The organism is Haloarchaeobius caseinilyticus (genome assembly GCF_051207395.1).
GTDB lineage: Archaea > Halobacteriota > Halobacteria > Halobacteriales > Natrialbaceae > Haloarchaeobius.
On sequence record NZ_JBPJZC010000001.1, the window covers coordinates 581,461 to 606,246 of the forward strand.

The following is a 24,786-nucleotide window of genomic DNA, read 5'->3' on the forward strand; positions in this document are numbered from 1 at the left end:
TGTATCTGTCCTCGAACTCGGCAAATCCTCTTTTAGGCACCTGGACTCTGGATGGCTGGAGGTGCTGAACGAAACGACGACGCTCACCGCCGCCAGACTCGGCGTCGTCGTGACCTATCTGTTCACACGTGTTCTCGGACGGTTCCCTCGTCGCGTTCCCACCGAAGTCCTCCTCTGGCTCCAGGTGCAGACCTTCGTCTCGACGTTCACCGTCGTCGGCAGCCTCGGTCTCGTGATGAACGACCTCAGCGTCTACCGGGACATCCCGAGTCGCTTCACGCTGAGTCTCATCATCTTCAGCCTCGCGCTGCTGTTGTACGCCATCACGTCGGTGCCACTGGTCGCGATACTGCTGACCGGCGTGCGGCAGGGACTCGCCGCCAGTCTCGGGCCGTTCACGTTCATCCCGGACGTGTTCGCGGCCATCGCAGTGTTGATACTGCTGTATCAGAGCTTCGAGTGAGCCGACTGCAAGAACATCACAGCAAACACTCGAGGTCTCCGCACTCGGGTGCGAGGAGGGACTCACTACCGAGTTATGCGGTCCCTCCGAAGGCGTAATTCGCTGTATAACTAATGGCTACCTCGAAGTAGGCCGACGTATGGACGGGAACGACGACACGAATTCGGGCTCTCGAACGTGTGCAGAGGTCGGTGCTGCATGACCATCGAAGTCGAGCGTGAGTACGACGGACAAGTCTGGGACGCCGTACTCGCAGAGAGCACCGGGAGTACCTGCTTCCACTCGGCAGCAGTGCTACGGCTGTGTGCCGACCAGTTAGACGCGACACTGCACCCGTTCATCGGCTACAAGGGACAGGAACCGGTCGGCCTCTTTCCGCTCTTCGAACTGCAGAAGGGACCAGTCACGGGCGTCTTCTCACCGCCACCCGAACTGAAGATTCCGTATCTCGGACCGACGCTGACACAACCTGAGACCCTCAAGCCGAGAAAACGCGAGCAGTGGAACTACCGGTTCGTCGAAGCGGTCCTCGACAGCGTCGAGCGGGACATCAATCCGCGCTTCACGAACGTCAGAACGACGCCGACCTACGGGGACGAACGACCCTTCGTCTGGTCGGGCTACGACGTGACGCCACGGTACACCTACCGACTCGACCTAACCCCGGACGAAGACGAGTTGCTCACATCGTTCAACAGAGAGGCACGACGGGCCGTGACGGAGCACGTCGGTTCGGTGGACATCGCCGTCGCGACCGAGGCAGAAGTCGACCGGATTCTGACGGGTGTCGCCGGTCGCCACGACGAGAAGGACGCTGACTACCACTTCCCCCGCTCGTTCGCGACCCGACTCTATCGGATGCTCCCCGACGACACGCTGCAAGCGTACGTCTGCCGTCAAGACGGTGAACTCTGTGGCGGGATGCTCACGTTCGAAGACGAAGACACTGGCTACGGGTGGCAGTCGTATGGCGACCTCACCCGGTCGGTCCCGGTCTCTGACCTGCTTTTCTGGCACGCCTTCCGCGAGGCGAAGTCACGAGGGTGTACCACGTTCGACCTCGTCGGTGCGAACGACAGAGGGTTGGCACGGTACAAGGCGAAGTTCGCGCCGGAACTCCACCGCTATCAGGCGCTGAACCGGGGCACGAATTACGCGAAAGGAGCGGTGAAGTTGTACTCGTACCTCCGGTGACCGTTCTCCAGCAGGTCGTGCTGCGACGATTTCCGACTGGCAATCTCGTCGAAACCGCCGAGAAAAATCGAGAACAGGTACGGGTACAGTTACAGGTGCTCAGTCCAGCAGGTTCTCGCTTAGGTTCCAGGACCCGTCGCCCTCCAGCACGACGACTTCGGCGTCGCTGCCGGTCGCTTTGACCTCCTTCGCGAAGTCCTGTGGGTCCTGCTCGATGGGCGGGAACGTGTCGTAGTGCATCGGGAACGCGTAGTCCACGTCAAGCCAGTCCGCGGCGATGGCGGCCTGCCACGGCCCCATGGTGAAGTGGTCGCCGATGGGCAGGGCTGCCGCGTCGGGTTCGAGGTACGGGCCGATGACGTCGCGCATCTCGGTCATCAGGCCGGTGTCGCCCGCGTGGTAGAACGTCTCGGACTCCTCGTCGGACACCTGCGTCGGCTTCGTGTCGGAGATGATGAAACCGGCAGGCATCCCGCCGGAAGTGCCGTAGCTGGTGTCCATTCCGTTGGTGTGGTCGGCCCGGTGCATCGTGATGTAGGCGTCGCCACACTCGACCGTGCCGCCGATGTTCATCCCCATCCCGCCGACGGCCTCGTACTCGCCGAACTCGTCACGGCAGTACTCGACGACTTCGGGCGTGGCGACGAGCTTCGTCCCCTCGTAGCGGTCCACGTCGCCGATGTGGTCGGCGTGGCCGTGTGTGAGGAGCAGGAAGTCCGGGTCTAGCTCCTCCGGGTCGGTCGACGTCTTCGGGTTGTCGAAGAACGGGTCGATGAGCAGTTCGGTGTCGCCGACCTCGACGAGCCACGTGGAGTGGCCGTACCAGGTGAGTTGCATGGCAACTGACTCTACGCCTGAAAATCACTTAAAATTGCACGCGGCGGCAGGGGGTGGGTGGTGTCCGACAGGTTATAAGCCCCGTTCCTGCGAAGCGACGCTATGCTCACACTGCAACTCAGTGACTTCATGGTCGAACTGAAAGACGGCTCCATCAAGAACGTCGGTCCGGCGAACAAGACCGGTTCCGCCAAGCTGTTCGACGTCGTCGACGCCGAAGCGCGCGAGTTCGGTGACAAGCGCGTCAAGTTCGTCTTCGAGGACGAGGACGGAAACGAGGTACAGGCGGCGCTCTTTCCGGAGCAGGTGCGAAAAATCGCCGCGGATATCGAGCAGCTTACCGATACGTCCCCTGTGTTCGAGTGACCCCAATCACCCGTCGTTCAGCCCCACGGCACCACGGTTCGGTGGAGGGCGGGACGAGACGGCAGTACCCAGCTACCGACGCGTCCCGGCCACACACGTGCTCGCCGGTTCAGGCGTTGTTCATCCGCTGGCTGGAGCGCTCGCCGCAGGTCTGACACTCCTTCACGCGGTACGGTTCGCGGGAGAACTGTGCGTTCTCCGTCTTCGAACTCTCCGTGATGATTTGCACGGAAACCTTGTGCAGCGTGTCCCCACCACAGCACTCGCAGTATTCGGTCAGCCCATTGAATGAGTCGTCAGTCGTTGCCATACATCCAAATTAGGCTCTACTATTATAATGCCACATTAGCATTTTCACGCTGAGAAATAACCCGGTGATATACTGAGTAATATTCTCGGTTTCGGTCAGGTGGCGCGGTTTCTCACTGCGCCACTCGACTCGTGGACTGACTGGCGATTAGGTGAGGCCCAAAACCTTATGTTTCGCAGACGGTGACGTATCGTCGTGGACGACGAGCGGCCAATCGAGGATATTCTGGACACGATCGGCGACGAGCACGCACGCGAAGTGCTCGCCGCGGTCAGCGAGGAACCCCTCTCCGCGAAAGAGGTCGCCGAGTTCTGTGACCTCTCTCTTCCGACCGTGTATCGACGTATCGAGATGCTCAAAGAACATAAACTCATCACGTCGGAGACGCTCGTGGCGAAAGACGGGAACCACTACGACGCGTTCAGGTCGAACTTCGACGCGACGGTCATCCGACTCAAAGAGGACGAGTACGACATCCGTATCTACCGGAAAGAGAATTTACCTGATCGCTTCTCCAGCCTCTGGGACGAACTCGGTCGATAACGCCGACACTCCCAGCTAGTCCGTCGTCGCTCGTCGCTCAGGTCGTGCCCGCGCGATTCGACGAATCGCGTCGTCGCAGTGCGTCCTTCAAGAATCATCGTCGCAGTTCTCTCGTTCTCGCGTAATCTCGTCCTCGAATAACCCCGATTGCGCACGCACGAGCGTACGACGACTCCTACCTGTGAGTCGTAACGACCGACGAGAATCGTAACTTGATGGTCTCGCCGGACGAGTCAGCCGACGAATCCGACCGGACGCGGCGTCGAGCCACCCCGGCGGTGCAGTTATAACCCCTGACACGGTAGGGTCGCCCGAACCGTGGTAGAGTTGATCGAAATCGCCGGGACGGTGCTGATGGGCATGCGCCTCGTCTTGTTCGCGCTGGCGCTCGGACTGACGTTCATCAGTTTTCAGGCATACAATCAGAAGGGTGGGAAGCGGCTCGAATCGGCGTTCATCGGCTTCGCGTTCATCAGTATGGGGGTGGCACTGACGAATATCAGTATGCAGATAACTGAGGGAGTCGTTTACTTCAATATCGCCGAAACGGTGCCGTTTATCGTCGGGTTCAGCATGCTGTACCTGTCACTGTACCGCTGAGCGTGTATCGACAACAGTTTTAGGCCGGGTCCATTCTACTCGGTCAAATGGGTAACTGTATCATTTGCGGTGTCCAGGTAAATGGGCACATCTGTACGAGCCATCAGGAGGACGTCGTCTTCACGTTCGAGGGCGACCACCCGAACCAACTCACACCCGGTCGATACTACCGCGGAACCGTCGACGGCTTCGCCGAATTCGGCGTCTTCGTCGACATCGGTGATTCTGTCACCGGTCTGCTACACCGTAGCGAACTCGACCAGCGTCTGGAGAGCCTCGACTGGGAACCGGGCGACGTCGTGTACGTGCAGGTTACGGACGTCCGTGACAACGGCAACATCGACCTCGGCTGGTCCATCCGACAGGCCGACTCCGAGTTCCGCGGTGTCCTCATCGACAACCCCGAGGGCGACCGCCTGCCCGAGGAGGACGAGGACGAGCAGGAAGAGGAGGAAGAAGTCGTCGCCACGACCGGTAGCAGCCGGCAAGGAAACGCGGCCGTTCGCACCCCGAGCGGTGACGACAGCCAGCCGACGACGACGAAGTCCAGTGAGCCGGAGGAAGCACCGACCGAGAGCGACGTCGACGCCGACACCGCTGACGCGTCTGCCGACGAGCACGTGACCGAGGACGCCGACGAGACCGACGAATCGGCCGACCTCGAACGAACGACCATCGACACCCTCACGGAGAAGGTCGGACAGGTCGTCCGCGTCGAAGCCGAAGTCATCAGCATCCGCCAGACCTCCGGCCCGACGGTCTTCGAACTCCGCGACGAGACGGGCACCATCGAGTGTGCCGCCTTCGAAGAGGCGGGCGTTCGCGCCTACCCCGAAGTCGAAGTCGACGACGTCGTCCGACTCGACGGCGAAATCGAGCGCCGCCACGACAACATCCAGATCGAGACCGAGGACCTGACCGTCCTCTCCGGCGACGACGCCGACTCGGTCGACGAGCGCATGGCCGCCGCCCTCGAAGACGAGGCCGACCCCGGTGCAATCGACCTGCTCGCGGAACACGATTCGGTCGAAGCCGTCAGCGAGAACGTGCGTAACGTCGCGACGGCCATCCGCCGTGCCGTCATCCAGTCCCGTCCGGTCGTCATCCGCCACAGCGCCACGGCAGAAGGCTACGTCGCCGCCGCCGGCATCGAGCGCGCTGTCCTCCCCCTCGTGCGCGAGGAACACGCCCGCGACGACGCAGTGTACCACTTCGTCGAGCGCCGCCCGCTCGACGAGCCGGTGTACGACATGGACGCCGCGACGAACGACGTGACGAACATGCTCGACGCGCGCGAGCGCCACGGCGAGCAGCTCCCGCTCGTCGTCCTCGTCGACCTCGGTAGCACGGTCGAATCCCGCGAGAGCTACGACCTGCTCGACGTCTACGGCGCAGAGCGCGTCGTCGTCGACGCCAGCCACCCGGACGCGGAAATCGTCGACTCCGTCGAAGCCATCGCGAACCCGCACCTCACCGAGGTCGAGGACGAAGTGACGAGCGCGGCCGTCGCCGCCAACGTCGCCGCACACGTCAACGCGGACGTGCGCGACGACCTGCTCCACCTGCCCGCCGTGAGCTACTGGGCGAACGCGCCTGCGACGTACACCGACCTCGCAAACGAGGCTGGCTACACGCCGGACGACACGCGCGAGATTCGCGAAGCCGTCGCACTCGAAGCGTACTACCAGTCCTACAAGGACAAGCGCGAACTCGTCACCGACCTCCTGTTCGAGGAGGCAGACGGCCTCGCTGGCCACGTCAGCGAACAGTTCCGAACGAAGCTCGACGACGAACTCGAGACCGCGAAGAGCAACCTGTCCCAGCGCACCGCGCAGGGCATCGAGTTCGCCGTGCTGGACGCCGACGCGTTCACGCACCGCTTCGACTTCCCGCCGACGGAACTCCTCCTCGACGCGCTCCACCGCGAGGAGTCCGCCGAGGCCGACGACAACCTCGTCACCGTCGCACTGGGCGACGACGAACTCTACCTCCGCAGCACGGAACACGTGGATGTGCGTGAGGTCGCTGCCGAAGTGACGGAGCAGGTCCCCGCCGGGGGCGTCTCCGTAGTCGGTGGCCGCGACGGGCACCTCGAATTCCTCTGTGGCGAGCGCGAGGACGTGCTGAACGCAGCCGTCGCCGCCATCGCGCAGACGTTCAAACCGTAGAACCGCCGTAAACGCTCCTTCTCACTTCTCCGTTCTCGCGTTCCGCCGAGCCACGCGGACACTGACGATGCGGACGCTGGCGAGGACTTACTCCAGTATCTCGACGGTCCCGTTCGTCCCGTCGACGCGGATTCGGTCACCGGTTCGGATTCGACTGGTCGCGTCGGGTACGGCGACGACGGCCGGCAGGCCGTACTCACGGGCGACGAGCGACCCGTGTGTCATCACGCCGCCGACCTCGGTGACGAGTGCGGTCGCGTTGAGGAACAGTGGTGTGACGCCCGGGTCACAGTATTCGACGACGAGAATCTGCCCAGCGTCGAGTGTCTCGGTCGTCGGGTCACGGACGACCCGCGCGATTCCATCGACGACGCCACTGGAGACCGGTGTGCCGGTGAGAATCGGTCCGTCCGTCGGCGTGGCCGGTGGCTGGAGTATCTCACCGTCGCTCGTGATGACGCGCGGCGCGTGCATCCGAGCGTGGTGGGCGAATTCGTTCCGGCGAGCGTCGATGTCGGGGACTGCCCGGGTGTCCCCCGCGAGTGCATCCCGAAGTTCGTCGAGGCGGAAGAACCACACGTCGCGTGGGTCGTCGACGACGCCCGCATCGGCCAGTTCACGGCCGGCGTCGAGGAACGCGCCACGGCAGGCGGCGAGCACACGAGCGATGCCGTACTTCGGGTGTTCCCGAATCGGGAGATAGCCGCGGTAGACAGCGACGAGTCGTCGGACGGCCGCGGCGCGTGCCTGTCCGGTCCAGCCGCCCGGGCCTGTTGCCCCGCCGAAGCCGACCTGGGAGGGGACATTCGTCCGTGCAGCAGCGATTTCGAGTCGCGTCGCCGCCGTTTCGGCAGCGTCGACGAGCGCAGCGATGTGGTCGCGATGTGCGCCCGGCTGTGTTCCACGGAGCGCTCCACGAACCACGCCGAGGATGGGCGTCGGGTCCTCCGACCAGCGTGGGCGGGAGAGGTCGATTTCGTTCGGCCCGCGGAAGCCGTACTCGTCGAGGAACGCCTGCAAGGCCGCGTCGAAGGCCGCCCCGCCCTCGGAGACGGCCGCGATGGTCTCTCTGTCTGCACCGGATTCGATGGCTCTCGCGACGGCCGGGAACGACCGCGCGAGGTCGGCCAGGTCACCGAGTGCGAGTGTGGCGTCGGTGACCACGTCGGCCGACAGTCCCCGCCCGAGCGCCTCGATGTCTTCTTCGTGTCCGGGACAGAGTGCGCGCAAGGCGGCTCCTGCGAGCATCGTCGCGTAGAACGGGAAGAAGCGCGGGAACACGACGGCGACCGCATCGGTGAGTTCGGTGAGGCTCGCGTCGAGTCGCCCCGCGGCGGTCTCGTGCTCGCGAATTCGGGCCGTCGCCGCCGTGGCGTACTCGTCGTACCACTCGCGCTGGTTGGCCGCTGCGTCCGTCGGGTCGCCGACCAACAGTGCCGGGACCGCACCCGCGGCCAGTTTCGTGACGACCGGTGCGATGCCGATGGTGGTCTGTAGTTCTCGCCCCGGCAGGACGACTCGGTGACGTGTCTGAACCCACGGGTCGCGCTCTGTGAGGAACGCCCGGAGCGCGTCGACCGCCGGTTCGTCGACGCTCTCCATCAGGTCGAGATACCGCTTACGGAGCCGATGGTCCCGCAACAGCGGTGTCACGTTCTGGTACACCCGACCGCCTGCAGCGGCCGCGGGAACGTCGAACTCGTCGGCGAGTCCGACAGATTCGGTGACCTCTCCGATGAGGTGGACCCAGAGGTCTACGACGAGTGGCGGCATCGCTGCCGGCATCGCCTCGCGGTGGCTCCAACTGTGATAGACGTGTAACTCGCCATCGGCGGGGGTCGGTTCGGGGACGGGGAAGAGCGTCGTCACGGGACGTGCCTGCAAGACGACCAGCCGACCGTCGTCGAGTCCCCACTCCACGTCCATCGGCGTCTCGAACAATTCGATGATACGGTTGCCGAGGCCGACGAGTCGCCGGACCGTCGCGTCGTCGAGGACTTTGCGGTCGCGGTGGTCACTCGTCACGATCTTCGTCTCGGTCCCACCGCCAGGCAGTGCGTGGACTGCCTGGCGCTTCTCACCCACGGTGTACGACAGGACTTCGCCGGTTCGGGCGTCCGCCCGGACACTGTCTGCTGTCGCCAACCCGCCGACCTGCGTCTCGCCGAGGCCGTAGCCGGCGTCGATGGCGTAGACCGTCCGATTTCCAGAGACGGGGTCGGCCGTGAACAAGATGCCCGACGCCTGAGGGTAGACCATCCGCTGGACGACGACGGCGCACTCGACCGAACCGTGCGGGATGTCCTCGCGGAATCGGTAGGCGATGGCCCGGTCGCTGAACAGACTCGCCATGCACTCGACGACCGTGCCGGCGACCGCGTTCGGGCCGACGACGTTCAGAATCGTGTCCTGTTGGCCCGCAGCCGAGGACCTCGGCTGGTCCTCTGTGGTCGACGACGACCGTACGGCGTAGGCGTCTTCGATACCGAGAATCGCCAGTTCACCGGTAATCGCGTGGCGAACGTCGTCCGGAAGCGACTTGCTCCGAATCGCTTGTCGCACCCGTTTTCCGGCCCGCGAGACCGCCTCGGTGTCGGTCGGGTCGACGTCGGCCAGCGCCCGAATCCGCTTCTGGACCGTCGGGTCGTCGACGAGTCGACGGTACACGTCGGTCGTGACGCAGAAACCGGCCGGGACTGGCAAGTCGGCGGCGGCGAGTTTGGCGAGGTTCGCACCCTTCCCACCGGTCAGTGTCGGGTCGGCCGCGAGCGATTCGGCGAACGGAACGACTGTGTGTACTGTCACTTGCACTCCCCCAAGAGTGACTGCTCTAGGTGTCGGACAGATATGACGGTTCCGCGGGTTGAGGAAAGCGAATATTCGGAAAGCGCTCACGTTTCGACACTTCCGATTTGTCCGGTACCGACTTCTCGACCTCTACGACATGCTGCGCACCTAGGCCGGCCCGTAGACGACACGCTTTTCCCCCTCACACCGCGATGAAACAGCAATGAGTACCGAGACGGACCCGACCGAGTCCGACGCGTTCGCGGCGGTCTGTGAGGACCTCATCGACCGAATCCTCGCGGGCGACCTCGAACGCGACGACGTGGAGTCTGCGAAGTTGCAGGCCTGTTCCGACCACTCCGCGCCGAAGGTCCCGAAGAACTCCGAGATTCTGGACCACGCGCCGCAAGAGCGACGCGAGGAACTCGAAGCCGTCCTCCAGCGAAAGCCAGTCCGGACCGCCTCGGGCGTCTCCCCCGTGGCCATCATGACCTCGCCGCACATGTGCCCGCACGGGAAGTGTCTCTACTGTCCCGGCGGCCCGGCCAGCGAGTTCTCCAGTTCGCAGTCCTACACCGGCCACGAACCCGCGGCGGCCCGCGGCGTCCAGAACGACTACGACCCGTACGGGCAGGTCACGTTGCGCCTCGAACAACTGCGAGAAATCGGCCACCCGGTCGACAAGGTCGAACTCATCCTGATGGGCGGGACGATGACCGCCCGGAGCCACGACTATCAGGAGTGGTTCGTCAAGCGCGCGCTGGAAGCGATGAACGACTACGACGTGGACAAACAGCCCGAACCCGCACAGGGCGAGAGCTTCGCGCAGGACCCCGAGACCGTCGACTTCCGCTACCTCGAAGACGTCATCGCCGAGAACGAGACGAACTCGATTCGCAACATCGGGACGACGTTCGAGACGAAGCCGGACTGGTGTGACCCAGAACAGATAAACCGGATGCTCGACCTCGGCGGGACGAAAGTCGAAGTCGGCGTCCAGACCACCTACGAGCGCATCAACCGGGAGATGCACCGCGGCCACGGCGCGCAGGCCAGTATCGAGGCCAACCAGCGTCTCCGTGACTCGGCGTTCAAGGTCGGCTTCCACATGATGCCCGGCCAGCCCGGCATGTCACAGGAGATGTGCATCGAGGACTTCCGCCGCCTGTTCGAGGACGAGAAGTGGCGACCGGACTACCTCAAAATCTACCCGACACTCGTCGTCCGTGGCACCCGCGTCTACGACCAGTGGCACAACGGCGACTACGAACCGCTGGACAACGAGACTGCCGCCGAGGTCGTCGCCGAAATCAAGTCGATGATTCCGAAGTACACCCGACTCCAGCGCGTCCAGCGCGACATCCCGGCGGACTTCATCGACGCCGGCGTCTGGAAGTCCAACCTGCGCCAGTTAGCGTGGAAGAAGATGGAAGAACACGGCTGGACCTGCGACTGCATCCGCTGTCGCGAGGTCGGCATGAACGACGAAGTCCCAGAGAACGTCGAACTCGACGTCATGACCTACGACTGCGCCGGCGGGACGGAACACTTCATCAGCTTCGAAGACCCCGAGAAGGACTTACTGGTGGGCTTCTGTCGCCTGCGCTTCCCGGGCGACCCGGTGCGCCGTGAACTCCAGAACGCGGCCTTGGTCCGCGAACTGCACGTCTACGGCCCGATGGTCGAAGTCGGCGAGAAGAGCTACGACTGGCAGCACAAAGGCTACGGGAAGAAGTTGCTCAGAAAGGCCGAGGAGATGGCTGTCGACGCCGGGTTCGAGAAGGTCAGCGTCATCTCTGGCATCGGTGCCCGAGAGTACTACCGGAACAAGCTGGGGTACCACCAGGACGGCCCGTACGTCTCGAAGCGGCTCTGAGAGGGCTACTCGCAGCAGTTGGTCGACGAACCAGCGGTCCTTGTCTCAGGCCGCCGGTTCGATGTTCTGGTTCACGTGGAACAGGTTCTCCGGGTCGTACCGTGCCTTGACCTGCTGGAGTCGCTCGTAGTTATCCCCGTAGGTCGCCTTGACCCGCCCCGGCCCTTCGTCCATCAGGAAGTTCACGTACGAGGCGCCGGCCGAGTACGGGTGTAGTGCCGACCAGTAGTCACGCGCCCAGTCCGTGATGGCGTCGGTGTTGGCCGGGTCCGAGTCCACGCCGACGATGACCATCGACCACGTCGCGTCCCGGACGTCCCAGGCAGTCTCGTCACTCCCCACGCGGTGGACGGCACCGTCGATAGGGTACAGGTGCATCGTCGACCGCGCCGTGGGAAGGTCGGCGAAGCGGCGGTGGACCGCGATGGCCTCGTCAGGCAGGTCGCGGACGAAGTCTCCCTTCCAGTACCACTGGTCACCCGGCGGATAGAGCGCGTCGAACAGCCCTTGCAGTGCCGGGTACGGCATCGACTCGATGTGTTCGAACAGCGGCTCCGCAACGTCGCGGGCCGGTTTGAGCACCGCATCGATGTCCGCTTCTGGGCCGGTGTAACAGACTACGAGGCCACAGACGGGGTCGCCCCGAATCTCGGCCGGGAACGGGTACGGGTCACCGGGCACCGTCGCCACGAGGTAGAACGCGTACACGTCCTCGGACTGTTGTGGGAGCCACTCGCGGTACCACTGCATCGTGGTTTCGAGTTCGGAAATCGGCCAGAACAGTGGACCGGCGACGACCGTCTCGACCGGGTGGAGGCGGAACTCGAAGGACGTGACGACGCCGAAGTTGCCGCCACCACCGCGGAGTGCCCAGAACAGGTCCGGGTGCTCGGTTTCGTTCGCGTGGACGAGGTTCCCGTCGGCGAGCACGACGTCTGCACCGACCAAGTTGTCGATGGTGAGCCCGTACTTCCGAGTCAGGTAGCCGTGGCCACCACCCAGCGTCAGCCCGGCGACGCCCGTCGTGGAGATGACACCGCCGACGGTAGCGAGACCCAGCGCGTGCGTGGCGTGGTCCACGTCGCCCCACGTACAGCCAGCCTCCACTCTGACGGTCTGTGCGTCGGGGTCCACCCGGATACCGGTCATCTGGCTGAGGTCGATGACCAGTCCGTCGTCGACGAGCGAGAAGCCGGGGGCGCTGTGGCCCCCGCTCCGGACTGCGACCTCGATGTCGTGTTCGCGGGCGAAGTGCACGGCGGCGATGACGTCGCCCACGTCGGCACAGCGGACGATGAGCCGCGGGTGCTTGTCGATCATCGCGTTGTAGATGGTGCGTGCCTCCTCGTACGTCGGGTCACCTGGCCGGACGAGGTCACCACGAAGTGCCTCCCGTAGCTGTTCGATGGCCGCCTCCCCCTCGTCTATCGGTGTTGTCGACATGGCTCTATCAGGTCCACATCGTCAGCTCTCCCCGACGCTTGCTGCGATTGTGAACTCTACCTGATTGTAGGAAGCAGACGAGGATAATCTGTGGCCTCACTCGGTCGCCCAGTCCAACGTGTCGCTACCGAACGATAAATTATCAACGCGGTGAGAGCCGACCCCACTCACTGCCATGCAGTTCGTGAGCGAACTGTCCCACTGTCTCAGTCCCCTCTCAGGGCTGCGACTCGTCGAAGAAGTCGGTCAACTCGTCCCAGAGGACGAGTCCGGCACCGACGGCTAGCACGAAGAATCCGAGTTGCAGAACAGCCGTGCTGGTCGCCAGCCCCACATAGGAGACCAACAGCACGTAGGAGACGAGTGTGACCAGTCCGAGGACGATCGTGAACAGTCCGAGGAGCCTGGGTGGGAGTGGAATCAGCGACCCACCGTCGGGTGCAGAGAGCGGGGGTGAGACCATCGTTCATCGTACCGACACGAAGCGTGTGGAAATACATTTCGCCCGCATGACCGAACGACAGGCCCTTACCCTCCCCACGAAAAATCCCGGCCATGGAACCGAAGCGCGAGCTGACCAGCGTCGACCTCGCCGCCCTCGTCTCCGAGTTGAACTCGTATCGAGGGGCGAAAGTCGACAAGGCGTACCTCTACGGGGACGACCTGCTACGCCTCAAGATGCGCGACTTCGACCGCGGTCGAGTGGAACTCCTCTGCGAGGTGGGCGACACGAAGCGCGCCCACGTCGCCGCGCCGACGCACGTCCCGGACGCCCCGGGGCGACCGCCGAACTTCGCGATGATGTTGCGAAACCGGCTCTCCGGTGCAGACTTCGAGGGCGTCGAACAGTACGAGTTCGACCGCATCCTCGAATTCTCGTTCACGCGCGAGGACCGCGACACGAAGATCATCGTCGAGTTGTTCGGCCACGGGAACGTCGCGGTCTGCGACGGGAACTACGAAGTCGTCGACTGTCTCGACACGGTCCGACTCAAGTCCCGAACCGTCGCTCCCGGCTCCCTGTACGAGTTCCCCGAGTCGCGGCTGAACCCGCTGACCGTGGGCTACGACGCCTTCGTCGCCAAGATGAACGAGTCCGACACCGACGTGGTCCGGACGCTCGCGACACAGCTCAACTGGGGCGGTCTCTGGGGCGAGGAACTCTGTCAGCGTGCCGGCGTCGAGAAGGCGATGGACATCGAGGACGCTGGCGAGGAGGAGTACGAGCGCCTCTACGACGCGGTCCAGCGACTCGCTGAATCGCTTTCCTCGGCCGACGTGGACCCGCGACTGTACTACGAAGAGCGCGACGGAGACGACGAAGACGGCGGCGGCAGCCGGCGCGTCCTCGACGTGACGCCGTTCCCGCTCGAAGAGCGTGAGTCGCTCGCCAGCGACGTGTACGACACGTTCAACGGTGCGGTCGACGACTACTTCTACGAACTCGAATCCGAGGACGAGGAAGACTCGGGTGGCTCACAGGTCGGTTCGACGAAGCCCGACTTCAAAGCGCAAATCGAGAAACACCAGCGCATCATCGACCAGCAAGAGGGTGCCATCGAGGGCTTCGAACAGCAAGCGCAGGCCGAGCGCGAGAAGGCCGAATCACTGTACGGCCACTACGGACTGGTCGACGAGGTGTGTTCGACTATCCGGGCCGCCCGCGAGGACGAAGTCCCGTGGGACGACATCGGCGCCCGGTTCGACGAGGGCGCAGAACAGGGCATCGAGGCTGCACAGGCGGTCGTCTCTATCGACGGGGCCGAATCGACGGTCACCCTGAATCTCGGCGGCACCGAGGTCACGGTGGACGTGTTCGAAGGCGTCGAGAAGAACGCCGACGAACTGTACACCGAAGCGAAGCGCGTCGAGTCGAAGAAAGAAGGCGCGCTGGCGGCCATCGAGGACACCCGCGAGGAACTGGAAGAGATCAAAGAACGGCGCGACTCGTGGGAGGAACCCGACGAGACCGAGGGTGATGACGACGACGAGCGCGAGGTCGACTGGCTGAACCTCCAGTCTGTCCCCATCCGGACCGACGAGAAGTGGTTCGAGCGCTTCCGCTGGTTCCACACGAGCGATGGCTTCCTCGTCATCGGCGGCCGAAACGCCGACCAGAACGAGGAACTGGTGAAGAAGTACCTCGACAAGGGAGACCGCGTGTTCCACACGCAGGCTCACGGCGCGCCGGTGACGATATTGAAAGCGACCGACCCGAGTGAGCCCTCGCGTGAGGTCGACTTCCCCGAGTCCAGTATCGACGAAGCCGCGCAGTTCGCGGTGACCTACTCCTCGGTGTGGAAAGACGGCGTGTTCGCGGCCGACGTGTACGAAGTCGGTGGCGACCAGGTGACCAAGACGCCCGAGAGCGGTGAGTACCTCGAAAAGGGGTCGTTCGCCATCCGCGGCGACCGAACCTACCACAACGACACACCGGTCGGCTGTGCGGTCGGTATCCAGTGCGAACCGATGACGCGCGTCGTCGGCGGGCCGCCGTCGGCTATCGAACCGCGGACCGTCGTCAGTGCCCGGGTCGAACCGGGTCGCTTCGCACAGGGCGACGTCGGCAAGCGAATCTACCGGCAGTTCCGCGAACAGTTCGCAGACACATCGTTCGTGCGGAAGGTAGCGAGTCCGGACAAGATTCAGCATTTCCTCCCGCCGGGCGGGAGTCGAATCCTCGACGAGTGAGGAGTCGGTAGTCTCTCGACTACGTTTTCGGCGTTATTCTTAGTTCGCCAGCGAGTCGGCGATACCGGCTGCAACCGGGAGACGCGTCTGCTTCCCCTGGTACGCCGAGTACATGAGGTAGAGCCAGAGGACGAAGCTCCCGAACATCAGGCCAAAGAACACCAGCGTCCCGAGTAACGACAACAATCCACCGAGGATACCGCCGACGACGATACCGAGGACGAGGTTGACGAACCCGATGACCATCGAGAGCCCGATGATGCCACCCCAGACGACGATGCTCTGTGCGCCGTGCCAGCGCACGGTCTGGTTCTCCGACTCCATGAAGAAGACGACGAGTCCCGAGATGATGCCGAGGGCGTACGCGAGTGCACTCCCGACGTTCTCCTCGACGCCGAGGCTCGACTGCGGTGGGTGAACCGAGTTCTGCCCGTGTGTGGTGGTCTGGTCGCCCTGTTCGTGGACCGTCGTGCTGACATCGTCAACAGCCATGGAGTATGTAACGACGAACTAGTATGTAAATATTGACTCGTTAGCGTGCCTCATAATCTCGGTTCCGAACAACTCCGTACACTGGGCAGAACCAGCAGACACTTGCGACCACGGCTGCCACCGCGAGGTATGCTGACTCGGCAACGGACGGTTATGTCGGCGAGAGAGGTGGCGGCTGCGTGTTGACGGACGCACTGCGGTATCCGTTCCGTGGGTCGCACGCCCGAGACATCTGGGCCGTTCTCGTCGGTTCGGGGCTGGGGGCCGCCCTCCTCGGTCGGTTCGCGGTCGGGCTGTACCCTGCAGTACTGTGGCTCCTTCCAGCCGTCCTCGTTCTCGTCCCAGTGAGCGCTGGCCTCGGAGTCTGTCGCGCAGTCGTCGCGACGAGTATCGCCGGGAACGACGAAGTCCCACAGACCGGGTCACTCTCGGCGTTCGTCACACCGGGTGCGACGACCGTCGGCCTCTCGCTCGTCTATCTGCTGGTCCCGTTTCTCGCCATGCTCGTGACCGTCGCTGGGGCAGGGTCGCTCTCGCCGGACGCGGTCGCTGGCAGCGGGGGGCTGGTCGTCACTGCCGGGTCGACGGCAGTCGTCGTGCTGGTGCTCCTCGTGAGCTACCTGTATCCGGTGGCAGTCGCCAGACTGGCAGACGGAGACGGGTTGTTCGGTTCGCTCGACCCTCGCCCCGTCGCGTACGTGCTCCGTGACTCTACCTACCTGCTGACGTGGGGCGTCGTCGTGACGGCCGGTGGCATCGCGCTGACCGGCTTCCTCGTCTTTCTCACGGGTAGTAACGTGGTCGGCCTCGCCGCTGGCGTCGCTGCGGTCTACCTGAGTCTGGTCGCCTCGCGACTCCTCGGCGTCGGCTACGCCAGCGCCCGTCGGTAGAAGGGAAAGGGTTGTACGCCCGGCACGCGGAGTCGGCGATATGCAGATCAAGGGCCGAGAGCGACTCGACGGTCGCACCGAGCGCATCACGCTCGTTCCCGAAACCCTCGACGACCTGTGGCACCTCCAGTACGTCCTCGAACCGGGTGACATCGTCGCGGGCGACACGACCCGGCGCATCCAGCGCGACGACGAGCAGTTGCGCGACACGGGCGGCGAGCGCGAGCCGATGTGGGTCGCCATCGGCGTCGAAGAAGTCGAGTTCCACAAGTTCGCCAACCGACTGCGCGTCTCGGGCACCATCGAACGCTGTTCCCGCGAGGACCAGTTGGGGTATCACCACACGCTGAACGTCGAGGACCACGACGAAATCGAGGTCGAGAAGGTGTGGAAACCGGACCAACTCGACCGCCTCGAAGAGGCAGAAGAGTCGGCCGACAGCCCTGACGTGGCCATCGCCACGGTCGAAGAGGGCGAAGCCCACATCCATACTGTCGCCCAGTACGGCACCGAGGAGCGGGGCACGTTCACGGGGACGACCGGCAAAGGCGAGTACGCCCGGGGTCGCTCGGAACTGTTCGCCCAGTTGGCCGACGCACTGGCCCGGATGGACGTCGACGCCATCATCCTCGCCGGACCCGGTTTCACGAAGCAGGACGCCTACAAGTACATCGAGAAGAACCACCCCGACGTGGCCGAACTCGTGACCGTCGTCGACACCGCGGGCGTCGGCGACCGCGGCGTCCACGAGGTACTGAAGCGCGGTGCGGTCGAGGACGTCCAGCGTGAGACCAGAATCGCCGAGGAGGCAGAGTACATCGACGAACTCACCCAGCGCATGGCGCAGGGGTACGAGGCATCGTACGGCCCCGACGAGGTCCAGAAAGCCGCCGAGTACGGCGCTATCGAGACGCTACTCATCCTCGACGAGAAACTCCGCGAAGAGCGTGGCCCCGAGGGGGAGTGGTCGTTCGACGTGAACGACCTCGTCACCGACGTGGAGCGAAAGGGCGGCGAGATCACCGTCTTCTCCAGCGAGTTCCCACCTGGCAAACAGTTGAAGAACCTCGGCGGCATCGCGGCACTGCTGCGGTACCGACTGGAGTGAACTACCCCACCCTACCACTGGCCTGACGGCTCGCGCTTGAGGGTGTTGTCAGAACGCGACGCGTTCTGACTGCTAACCAACTCCCGTCCGGAGTTGGTGATGGGGCTTCCTGTTTCCACGACGTGCTTTGCAGGGACCGAAGGGGTCCCCGTAGGGAGCGCAGTCTCCACAGGCGTTGATTCGGAGCGTCCCGCTCCTAACTGCTTTGTGATACCGCGAGAAAGAATGTTCCACGCCGCGTTTGCATCTCTATCCGCCTCGAAGCCACAGGACGGACACGAGTGTTCGCGTACCCACAGCGGTTTCTCCGTCGAAACGCCACAGGACGCACACTCTTTGGTCGTACCACGCGGATTCACCGCGACGAAGTGCGTTCCTTTCCGTTCGCACTTGTATTCGAGCATCCGCAAGAACGTTCCCCACGCCGCTCCCGCCCGGTTGCGTGAGTTGCCCGGAAGTTCGACTAACCCGTTCGCGTCGAGGTCTTCGACCGCCACGAAGTCGTATTCGCGTGCGTAGTAGTTCGACAATTTGTGAAGGAAGTCCCGACGCTTACGCTTGAGGTCGGCGTGGCGTTCGGCCACAACACGGCGCTGTTTCTCCCAATTCGCGGAACCGTGTTCCTTCCGCAAGAGGTCGCGCTGTGCGCGTTCCAACCGTTCGCGCTCGTCGGACAGGTCGAACGACCCGACCGCCGTGCCGTCGGTGTCGTGGGCGTACTTGCGAATCCCTACGTCGATACCGACGCACTTCTCGGGATTCTCCGGCTTCTTGGGCGGGTCGTCGGCGGTTTCGACGCCAAGAACGGCGTGCCACTTGCCGGTGGGTTCCTGTTTGACCGTGACGGTCTTGATTTCTGCGTCGTCAGGCAGGTCGCGGTGGAACGTGATAGGAACTTCTCCGAGTTTCGAGAGCCACAGTCGCGTCCGACCGCTCGTGTTCTTGAGCTTGAAGCCGGATTGACTGTAGGTGAAACTGCGGTACTCGCCCGGTGCTTTCCAGTTGAGCGTCCCGACGCGGTAGCCGTTCTGCTTGCGGCCACGAAGCGTTGAGAGATTGTCGTACAGGCGTTGAACGACTTTCTGAAGAACTTTCGAATGAACGCTTTTCAGGTCGCCCCACCACTTCTTGAGACTCGGCAAGCGTTTTTGTTCGGAGTACGCCGACGTGTCGTCGGTGCGGTTGAGTCGGTGGAGGAAGTGGTTGTAGACCTGCCTACAGGTATCGACAGTCCACGCTAACTGTTCTTTGAGGGCGTCGGATGGTCGGAGTCGATACCTGTAGTTGTAGTTCATCGGATAGTGCTACTCGTCAGGTTCGGTGGTTCGGACGACCTTCACGTCTGCGCCACGCCATCGTTTCGGGACGAGGACGTGAGCGCCGTTGCCGGTAGCTTTGGCCGTCCCTTCGATGACTTCGTGGCCTTCGATTTCGTGTCTATCCATCACCTGTGTTTACACTTCGTTTCAACATAAATGTGACTGTGGGCCTGTGGGTTGAGCGTCGAACGTGTCTGAGAACCGTGCGGCGTTGACGAGACGCAAAGCGTCTCGTCCGCACACCAGACCGCAAAGCGGTCTGGGGACGCTGTATCCCCTCCCTACTCACTCGCCTCGCTCACTCGCCTCACTCGTTCGTTGAGGAAGGGGCCTTAGCGCCTCAATTCAGGTAACCAGTCTGGCGGTCGTCCGGTCACAAACCGACCCACCGGCTGTTGCCGTACCGGGAACCAAAGCCGACCAGGAGGGCAGACGACCCGACTCGCCGCAGGCAGAGACTGCACAGGCATCGGCCGTGGCTGGCCGTCGTTGGACGGCGACGACCCCAGTCACCGGAGATTCTCACTGTCGACCGAGGGTTCAGCGAGAAACCCAATTCGATTTGGGACGGGTTCCAATAGAGACGACTCTCTATGTATAGATGCGGTTGGCAGCCGACGATGAGAAGTCAGTCGCCATCCCGGCAGCCACAACGGACAGCACCCACAATCAGTCCACCGAACTGACCCCACCTCAGTTCCACCCCACCAATCGGAACTCATCGAAGTTCCATCCCACCCACCGAACTGACCCCACCTCAGTTCCACCCCACCAATCGGAACTCATCGAAGTTCCACCCCACCCACCGAACTGACCCCACCTCAGTTCCACCCCACCAATCGGAACTTACCGAAGTTCCACCCCACCAATCGGAACTTACCGAAGTTCCACCCCACCGGACGGAACGCCCACCAACGTTCCATCCCGAAACAGTCATCCCACCCCACTGGAACTGTCCCACCTCAGTTCCACCCCGACGGACCCACCATCCGTCAACCTCCAACGGCCCTACTCAGCCAACCTTTTACGACACCCACTCGACGAGCGAGAGCAGTCGCTCAAGTCGTCTGTACTTCGAGAAGTGAGAAGAGCGAGAAGTGACCGCTACCGACGCGGCTGTGCGAACGACGACTGAATCAACTGGACGAGCACCGACGCGAAGTTCGTGTGCGCGCTCCAGAACGCCGTCTCGTGGTTGATACCGGGCAGCTCTTCGCCCTCACCGAGGACGCTCAACAGCAAGATGTCGTCGTCGGCGAACACGCCACGGCCGGTTCGGTCGTGGTCCGGATGTGGCTGTTTGGCTGGTTCGAACGCGTCGATGAGCGCGACATCGTCGAACATCGCCCGCACGTCGGCGTTCTCGCTCAGGACGAACACGTCGAGGCCCTCTTCCGCACTCTCGGTGAGCGCCGTGACGACCTCGTCGGTGACGAGTTCTGGATAGCGCGCCGCGTACACGACTTGCTCATCGGCGCGAGAGATGAGGTCGGCCGCGCGGTCCGCGACTTTCTCCTGTCCGCGGACCGTCCAGATGTCCTCTTGCTGCTCGCCGTTCTCGCCGAACTGTTCACGCACGGTTTCGACGTAGTCGAAGGCCGCATCGGACTCACGCTCGAATCGTTCGCGGAGGGTCGAGCGCGCTTCTTCGATGCTGACCGGTCGGTACTGCATCGGGCTGGACTGTTGCACCTCGATGAGGCCGCGGTCTTCGAGGCTCTCGGTGACGCTGTACACCTGCGAGCGCGGCACGTCGGCCACGCGAGAGACCTCGCGGGCGGTGCCGGTGCCGAGCTTTTGGAGCGCGATGAACACCTTAGCCTCGTAGCTGGTGAGGCCGAGGCGTTCGAGCGACCCGACTGCGTCGTCCTCGTCCGCGCTCATTTCTCCACGTCACCTCCGTCGCTGTACGGCGGCGTCTCGGTCGACTCGGCCTCGCCGAGCCAGCGCTCGTACAGGTAGTCGAGTTCGTCTTCGGTGAGTTCGCCAGCCTGTGCCTTCTCGCTGGCGCGGTCGAGCGTCGACTTCGTGAGCGGCCCGGAGAGGGCCTCTGCGAGGAACGGCGTCGTGACCGTGAGGTCGCTCGGGCCATCGACGATACCCTCGCCATCGCGCGTACGAACCTTCCCGTCGAGCGAGAGCTTCTCACCGGCCGAGGCGTCGGTCGGGACGCCCGCGAAGTAGGTGAGCGTCAGGTCGGTCTCGTCCTCTAGGTCCCAGAGGACGTACAGCGTCCGACCGACCATCGAGTAGGACGTCGGCGACGGCGTGAGTTCGGACACCTCGCCGCCAGTACCGGGGACGCGCTCGGTGAGGACGACGCGACCGGACACGTCGGTGGCCGAGAGCGTCACGGTGAACTCGTCGCCGCGGTCCGGCGTCTCGTCGGAGACCGTCCGCGTCATGCGAATCGGCGGTTCGGCGGCAGTCGCGCTGCCACCCGCCGCGGCCGCTGTCGCGGTCGGCGAAGAGGCCGACGCTGCACCGCTGTCGCCGAGCGAGGTCCAGTCGTCGCCGGTCGTTGCCGGGGCGGTCGTCTCTGCGCCGGTCGTTGCAGGGGCAGTCGTCTCTGCATCGGTCGTTGCCGGGACGCTCGCGTCACTGGTCGTCGCCGGCTGCGAATCGGTGGTGGTCGTCGCTGGCGGGGCCGTCGAGTCGTCGTCTACGTCGGTCGTCTCGGGACCGGCGTAGCGGTGCCAGACCACGAGCAGACTCGGCAACACCAGCACGCTCGCGAGGAACGCGTAGATGATGGTCAGTGCCGTGATGATGCCGAACTGCTGGAGTGCCGGGAAGATGGCGAAGCTCAGGACACCGAACCCGCCGACGGTCGTGGCGGCACTGCCGAGCAGCGCACCACCCGTGCCGGTGATGGTCCGGTCCATCGCTTCCCACTTGGTCTCGCGGCGTTCGAGTTCGAGGTTGAACCGTTCGGAGACGTGGATACTGTAGGCGACCCCGAGCCCGACAGTCAGGCTCGTAATCATCCCCGTGAGCACGTTGAACGGCATCTCGATGAGGTACATCGTCCCCAGAATCCACGCCACAGAGAGCGCGACGGGGAGCAGCGTGACGATACCGAGCGTCGCACTGCCCTCCGTGATCCGATAGGCGATCATCAGGAACAGGAACACGGCGATGAGCGTGATGATGAGGCTCTGGATGACCGTGTTCAGCAGGTCCTGCTGGACGATTTCGTTGATGATGGGCGACCCAGTGGCGATGACGGCCTCGTCGTCGAGGCTTGCATCGTCCTGGATGTTCGACTCTATCTGGCGCATCTGCGTCGTCACGTCGCTGGTCGAGGCGTCGCCCTTGATGGGGACGACGAGGCGCGTCGCGACGTACTCGCCGTCGTCGGTCCGGTAGACGATGTCGGCCGCGGCTTGCTCGTCGACTTCGAACAGCGAGTCGTAGAGCTGGGTGACGTTCTCCTCTGGCACACCGTCACCGTCGGTGTCTGCCGCGGTGAACGACTGGTTGAAGCTCTCGTTCGTCGCTGCGGTCCGTTCCATGACGGTCAGCACCGACCGGACGTTCACCTCGCCGGTCGCTCCGGCGAACGGGGTGTCGTACTCCCCATCGTCGATGTTCTGCTTCGCCGCGGCGATGGCGTGTAACGTCTCCGGGTCGGTCGCATCACTTCTGAGTAGTATCTGTGCCTGCGAGTCCTCGCGCTGGAAGTTGTCGTTGACGTAGTCCAGATTCTGCTTCGCGCTGTACTCGCCCGGGCGAAGCTGCTCGGGCAGGTCGTACATCCACGCGGGCGGTTCGTCCGCGATGAAGTCCTCCTGTGCGAAGGAGGTGGACACCTGCGTTGCACCGTACGCGCCACCCGCGGAGAGCAGCAGCGCGATGACGATGACCGCGATTGGGGCCTTCTTCGCCAGCGTCGAGCCGACTTTCAGTACTTGGCTGAAGTAGCCGCCGCCAGTCCCGAAGGCGCGCTTCTTGCGGTCGAAGCCGAAGCCTTCCAGAATCTCGTCGGCCTCCACCTTGAGCGCGGGGATGAACGCGCCGAAGATGACGAGCGCGGCGACGATACCCCACGAAGAGACGATACCGAAGTCGGCGATGGCCGACAGCGGACTCGTCAGGTTCGACATGAAGCCGATGACCGTCGTCGCCGTCACCCAGACGAGGGCGATGCCGACGCCAGCCAGTGCGTACTGCATGGAGCCCCGAACGTCGCTCGGGGTGTTGTCGTCCAGGCGCTCTTCGCGGTGGCGCATGAAGATGTGTATCGCGTAGTCGATGGACAGGCCGATGAGTAACACCGGCACCGCGATCATGATCTGGTTGAACGAGATGTCCAGATAGCCCATCGCGCCGAACGTCCACGCCAGCGCGGCACCGATGCCGACTAGCCCGAGCACGATGTCGAGCAGGTCGCGGTAGGCGACGAGGAGCGTGACGAGGACGAACAGGAGCGCGAGCGGGCCGACGATGGCCAGCGAGTCCTCCATCGACTGGTTGATCTCCTGTGAGATGACGCCGAAGCCGAAGACGATGTACTCGTCACCGTCCGAGGAGGCTTCCTGCGCGAGGTCTTGCATCTCCAGTTGCGCTTCGATGCTCCCGTCCGAGACCGATTCCGGCGACTGCATGTCGCTGCTGGTCTCGACCTTCTGCTGGACGACCATCATCCGGGCGTCGGCGGTCGTCGAGCCGGTTTCGTAGCTCGTCGGCATCAGCTGGAGGGCCTGCCCGGCGAAGGGCGACCCACCGTTCTCGCCGTCGCTATCGGAGAGGACGACGGTGAGGACATCTTCTACCTCCGAGGCGTTCATCGACTGGAGCTGTTCTTTCTGCTCGGCGAGCGTCGGCGCGCCACTGGACTGGAGCGACGCACGTTGCTGCTGGAACGCTTCGGAGTCGGCCTGTAGCTGTTCGCCGCGTTCTTGCAGTTCCTGACCCTGCTGCTTTAGTTCCTCTCCCTGCTGTTGGAGGGCCTGGAACTCGGACTGCAAGACACCCTGCGTGCCGAGCTGGTACGCCTGCTCGACCTGGTCCTCGTTCTCGGCGTTGCGAAGCTGCGACGCTGCCTGATTGAACGTATCGAACTTACCCTCCAGCGAGACGGGTGCCTGTCCGGCGACTTCGTCGAACTCGGCACGGACGCTCCGGTTCGGGTTCTCGCGAAGGTCAGTGAGCCCACCGCGGAGGAGTTCGACCGTCTGGTTCAGGTCGGCACTGCGGTTCTCCAATTCAGCCTGTTGCTGCTGGAGTGCCTGCTGGTCCTGTTCGAGTTGCTGCTGTCGCTGCTGGAGTTCCGCGCCGGTCTGTTGCAACTCGGCCGCAGTCTCCTGTTGCATCGCCGTCAGCGCGACGATGTTCGAGACGCCGAAGATGGCGTTCTCCTCGATGAGCGTATCGTTGAGCGTCGAGTTCGCCCGTACCGATTGCTGGTACTCTATCGAGTGAATCAGCGACTGCTTCGTGAGGACGTTGCCGTTCTCGTCCTCGCTTCTGACGATGACTTGAACGAACTGTGTGTCGTTTCCGGTCGTGAAGTTTTCGCCGATGTAGTCCTGCGCCGCCGCTTCAGGCGAATCGCTCTCGAACTGGCTGAGTCCCGAGTCCGAACTGACCTGCGTCGCCCCGGCCCCCAGCGCGGCCGTCAGAATCAGCATGACGACGATGATTACCTTGCTGTGCTCCGTGATGCCGTCCGTGATGCGGTCGAGTGTACTCACGAG

General features: G+C 63.6%; 20 protein-coding genes. 10 read left to right on the forward strand and 10 right to left on the reverse strand.

Annotated features, from left to right (window positions below):
- The first annotated feature begins 61 nt into the window (after positions 1 to 61).
- Entirely contained in the window at positions 62 to 463 is a 402-nt protein-coding gene (locus ACSC1P_RS03175; protein ID WP_435358680.1) for a DUF8036 family membrane protein, read from the forward strand.
- Positions 464 to 661: 198 nt separating this feature from the next.
- A complete protein-coding gene (locus ACSC1P_RS03180; RefSeq protein ID WP_435358681.1) occupies positions 662 to 1,657 on the forward strand; it encodes a GNAT family N-acetyltransferase in 996 nt (331 codons plus the stop codon).
- Between the two features lie 99 nt (positions 1,658 to 1,756).
- Here the strand turns inward: ACSC1P_RS03180 and ACSC1P_RS03185 are convergent, their stop codons facing one another.
- Complete coding sequence (locus ACSC1P_RS03185) at positions 1,757 to 2,494, reverse strand: metal-dependent hydrolase (protein ID WP_435358682.1); 738 nt, start codon at positions 2,492 to 2,494, stop codon at positions 1,757 to 1,759.
- 102 nt (positions 2,495 to 2,596) lie between these two features.
- Between ACSC1P_RS03185 and ACSC1P_RS03190 the strand changes: the two genes are divergently transcribed.
- On the forward strand, positions 2,597 to 2,860 hold the full coding sequence (locus ACSC1P_RS03190) for a hypothetical protein (RefSeq protein WP_435358683.1): 264 nt from the start codon (positions 2,597 to 2,599) through the stop codon (positions 2,858 to 2,860).
- 109 nt (positions 2,861 to 2,969) lie between these two features.
- Here the strand turns inward: ACSC1P_RS03190 and ACSC1P_RS03195 are convergent, their stop codons facing one another.
- Positions 2,970 to 3,170, reverse strand: a complete 201-nt coding sequence (locus tag ACSC1P_RS03195; RefSeq protein ID WP_435358684.1) for a DUF7835 family putative zinc beta-ribbon protein — start codon at positions 3,168 to 3,170, stop codon at positions 2,970 to 2,972.
- Between the two features lie 195 nt (positions 3,171 to 3,365).
- Here ACSC1P_RS03195 and ACSC1P_RS03200 point away from each other — a divergent pair, with 195 nt between their 5' ends.
- From ACSC1P_RS03200 to ACSC1P_RS03210, 3 genes are all read left to right on the forward strand, one after another.
- Positions 3,366 to 3,713, forward strand: coding sequence for a winged helix-turn-helix domain-containing protein (locus ACSC1P_RS03200; protein ID WP_435358685.1), 348 nt, complete (start codon positions 3,366 to 3,368; stop codon positions 3,711 to 3,713).
- Between the two features lie 354 nt (positions 3,714 to 4,067).
- Positions 4,068 to 4,313: a DUF7521 family protein gene (locus ACSC1P_RS03205; RefSeq protein ID WP_435360255.1), complete on the forward strand. Its 246-nt coding sequence runs from the start codon at positions 4,068 to 4,070 to the stop codon at positions 4,311 to 4,313.
- A gap of 47 nt (positions 4,314 to 4,360) precedes the next feature.
- Positions 4,361 to 6,481: a DHH family phosphoesterase gene (locus tag ACSC1P_RS03210; RefSeq protein ID WP_435358686.1), complete on the forward strand. Its 2,121-nt coding sequence runs from the start codon at positions 4,361 to 4,363 to the stop codon at positions 6,479 to 6,481.
- An 87-nt stretch (positions 6,482 to 6,568) separates the two neighbouring features.
- Here ACSC1P_RS03210 and ACSC1P_RS03215 read toward each other — a convergent pair whose 3' ends face one another.
- Positions 6,569 to 9,286 carry a PEP/pyruvate-binding domain-containing protein gene (locus ACSC1P_RS03215; protein WP_435358687.1) on the reverse strand — a complete coding sequence of 906 codons (2,718 nt, stop codon included), beginning with the start codon at positions 9,284 to 9,286 and terminating at the stop codon, positions 6,569 to 6,571.
- A 205-nt stretch (positions 9,287 to 9,491) separates the two neighbouring features.
- Here ACSC1P_RS03215 and ACSC1P_RS03220 point away from each other — a divergent pair, with 205 nt between their 5' ends.
- Positions 9,492 to 11,144, forward strand: a complete 1,653-nt coding sequence (locus ACSC1P_RS03220) for a tRNA uridine(34) 5-carboxymethylaminomethyl modification radical SAM/GNAT enzyme Elp3 (RefSeq protein ID WP_435358688.1) — start codon at positions 9,492 to 9,494, stop codon at positions 11,142 to 11,144.
- A gap of 45 nt (positions 11,145 to 11,189) precedes the next feature.
- Here the strand turns inward: ACSC1P_RS03220 and ACSC1P_RS03225 are convergent, their stop codons facing one another.
- Together ACSC1P_RS03225 and ACSC1P_RS03230 are read right to left on the reverse strand one after the other, a co-directional pair.
- Positions 11,190 to 12,587: an FAD-binding oxidoreductase gene (locus ACSC1P_RS03225; protein ID WP_435358689.1), complete on the reverse strand. Its 1,398-nt coding sequence runs from the start codon at positions 12,585 to 12,587 to the stop codon at positions 11,190 to 11,192.
- Positions 12,588 to 12,804: 217 nt separating this feature from the next.
- Positions 12,805 to 13,050 carry a hypothetical protein gene (locus ACSC1P_RS03230; protein WP_435358690.1) on the reverse strand — a complete coding sequence of 82 codons (246 nt, stop codon included), beginning with the start codon at positions 13,048 to 13,050 and terminating at the stop codon, positions 12,805 to 12,807.
- A gap of 92 nt (positions 13,051 to 13,142) precedes the next feature.
- On the opposite strand from ACSC1P_RS03230, the gene rqcH reads away from it, so the two are divergent.
- A complete protein-coding gene (gene rqcH / locus ACSC1P_RS03235) occupies positions 13,143 to 15,278 on the forward strand; it encodes a ribosome rescue protein RqcH (protein WP_435358691.1) in 2,136 nt (711 codons plus the stop codon).
- Between the two features lie 39 nt (positions 15,279 to 15,317).
- On the opposite strand, the gene ACSC1P_RS03240 is transcribed toward rqcH, so the two are convergent.
- Positions 15,318 to 15,770 (reverse strand): DUF4870 domain-containing protein, encoded by a 453-nt coding sequence (locus ACSC1P_RS03240; RefSeq protein WP_435358692.1) that lies wholly within the window; start codon positions 15,768 to 15,770, stop codon positions 15,318 to 15,320.
- 179 nt (positions 15,771 to 15,949) lie between these two features.
- Here ACSC1P_RS03240 and ACSC1P_RS03245 point away from each other — a divergent pair, with 179 nt between their 5' ends.
- On the forward strand, positions 15,950 to 16,660 hold the full coding sequence (locus ACSC1P_RS03245; RefSeq protein ID WP_435358693.1) for a DUF4013 domain-containing protein: 711 nt from the start codon (positions 15,950 to 15,952) through the stop codon (positions 16,658 to 16,660).
- 40 nt (positions 16,661 to 16,700) lie between these two features.
- Positions 16,701 to 17,768: an mRNA surveillance protein pelota gene (locus tag ACSC1P_RS03250; RefSeq protein WP_435358694.1), complete on the forward strand. Its 1,068-nt coding sequence runs from the start codon at positions 16,701 to 16,703 to the stop codon at positions 17,766 to 17,768.
- Positions 17,769 to 17,779: 11 nt separating this feature from the next.
- Here ACSC1P_RS03250 and ACSC1P_RS03255 read toward each other — a convergent pair whose 3' ends face one another.
- The 4 genes from ACSC1P_RS03255 to ACSC1P_RS03270 all read right to left on the reverse strand — a co-directional run bounded on the left by ACSC1P_RS03255 (position 17,780) and on the right by ACSC1P_RS03270 (position 24,783).
- A complete protein-coding gene (locus tag ACSC1P_RS03255) occupies positions 17,780 to 19,063 on the reverse strand; it encodes an RNA-guided endonuclease InsQ/TnpB family protein (protein ID WP_435358695.1) in 1,284 nt (427 codons plus the stop codon).
- Positions 19,064 to 19,072: 9 nt separating this feature from the next.
- Positions 19,073 to 19,213 carry a DUF2080 family transposase-associated protein gene (locus ACSC1P_RS03260; RefSeq protein ID WP_435358696.1) on the reverse strand — a complete coding sequence of 47 codons (141 nt, stop codon included), beginning with the start codon at positions 19,211 to 19,213 and terminating at the stop codon, positions 19,073 to 19,075.
- A gap of 978 nt (positions 19,214 to 20,191) precedes the next feature.
- Positions 20,192 to 20,971 carry a TrmB family transcriptional regulator gene (locus ACSC1P_RS03265; RefSeq protein WP_435358697.1) on the reverse strand — a complete coding sequence of 260 codons (780 nt, stop codon included), beginning with the start codon at positions 20,969 to 20,971 and terminating at the stop codon, positions 20,192 to 20,194.
- Entirely contained in the window at positions 20,968 to 24,783 is a 3,816-nt protein-coding gene (locus tag ACSC1P_RS03270) for an MMPL family transporter (protein ID WP_435358698.1), read from the reverse strand. Before ACSC1P_RS03270 ends, ACSC1P_RS03265 begins: the two co-directional genes overlap by 4 nt.
- Positions 24,784 to 24,786 lie beyond the last annotated feature (3 nt).